The sequence below is a fragment of the Streptomyces sp. NPDC058964 genome (assembly GCF_042741275.1).
GTDB lineage: Bacteria > Actinomycetota > Actinomycetes > Streptomycetales > Streptomycetaceae > Streptomyces.
The window spans coordinates 1-1,586 of record NZ_JBHYKH010000939.1; the positions used below are offsets into that span (position 1 = coordinate 1).

Consider the following 1,586-nt stretch of genomic DNA (forward strand, 5'->3'; position numbering starts at 1 on the left):
ACCGGCATTGCGGCTAGTCCTGGTCCTGCGGGATCAGGACGACCTTGCCGGCCACCGTCCCGGACTCGGCCAGCCGCATGGCCTCGGCGACGTCGGTGAGCGGCATCCGGGCGGCGATCCGGGCGGTGACCTCGCCGCGCTGGAGGGCGCGGAACACCTCGGTGAGGTCGGAGCTCAGCCGGGCCCGGAAGCGGTCCTTGCCCAGGGCACGGCCCGCCCAGACGTTGAAGAAGTACGCGTGGCGGCTGTTGGGCAGCGCGTTCCACAGCCACACCCGGCCGAGGATCTTCAGGACGGGCCACTGCTTGGAGCCGGTGTCGTCCCGGGTGGCCGCGCTGCCGTAGGAGACGAGGGTGCCGCCGGGCGCGAGCAGCCGCCAGGAGTCGATCACGCTCCGGCCGCCGACGTGGTCGAAGACGGCGTCGACGCCACCGGGGGCGAGCGCGCGGACCCGGGCCGGGACGTCCTCGGTGCGGTAGTCGACCGGGGTCACGCCCAGCTCCCGCAGCGCGTCGTGGTGGCGGGCGGACGCCGTGCCGATCACCTTCAGGCCCGCCGCCCGCGCGAGCTGGACGAGGACGGTTCCGACACCGCCGTTGGCCCCGTGGACGAGGATCGTCCCGCCGCTGCGCACGCGGGCCCTGCGGTGCAGCATCTGCCATGCGGTGATGCCGTTGACCACCAGGGTCTCCGCCTCCGCCGCGTCGACGCCGGCCGGCACCTCCACCGCGTCGGCCGCGTCGAGTACCACGTGACTGGCCCAGCCGCCGACCTTGACCAGTGCCGCCACCCGCCTGCCGGCCAGGTCCGGTGCGACGCCGGGGCCGGTCGTGAGCACCGTGCCCACCAGGTCGTAGCCCGGCACGAACGGGAACGGCGGCTGGTCGTAGTACCGCCCCCGGCGCATCTGCTGCTCCGCGAACGAGACCCCGGTGGCCTCCACCCGCACCACGACCTGCCCTTCGCCCGCGACGGGTATGCCCCGGCGCCGGAACTGCAGACCCTCGGGTTCCACCTTCCCCGGCAGGACGACCTCGACCAGTTCCGTGTTTCCGGTGACGTTTCCCATGGCGACCTCCGTGTGCATCAAGAGCCATTCGCTGACGTTAGAAGCTATAACAAACATGACTGGCGCTAGCTTACGTGTCAAGCCTTCGCGGAAATGTCTGTTATGGCCTATCGCGGTGGTGATACGTTGAAACCAGCCGGACGGAGAGGAGCGTGGACGCGATGGCGGCAGGCACGGAGAGTCCCCGTGAGCGGTACCGCGGCCAGGTGCGCGCGGAGATCAAGGAACGGGCCCGGGACCAGATCGCGTCGGCGGGAGCGTCGGGGCTGTCGCTCAACGCCATCGCCAAGGACCTGGGGATGAGCGGCCCGGCGCTCTACCGGTACTTCGCCGGCCGGGACGACCTGATCACCGAGCTGATCCGCGACGCCTACCGCAGCCTCGCGGACGCCTTCCGCGCCGCCGCCGTGCCGGAGTCCGGGCTGCCCGGCCTCGCGCACGCGCTGCGCCGCTGGGCGCTCGAGGACCCCCAGCGGTACTTCCTCGTCTACGGCACGCCGGTCCCGGGATACCACGC

Annotated in this window: 2 protein-coding genes; one reads left to right on the forward strand and one right to left on the reverse strand. The window is 71.9% G+C overall.

The annotated features are described in order from the left end of the window. Nucleotides 1-13 precede the first annotated feature (13 nt). Entirely contained in the window at nt 14-1,069 is a 1,056-nt protein-coding gene (locus ACFW2E_RS46570) for a medium chain dehydrogenase/reductase family protein (protein WP_384478159.1), read from the reverse strand. Between the two features lie 161 nt (nt 1,070-1,230). Between ACFW2E_RS46570 and ACFW2E_RS46575 the strand changes: the two genes are divergently transcribed. Beyond that, on the forward strand, nt 1,231-1,586 hold a 356-nt coding region (locus tag ACFW2E_RS46575; protein ID WP_384478162.1), incomplete at its 3' end, for a TetR/AcrR family transcriptional regulator.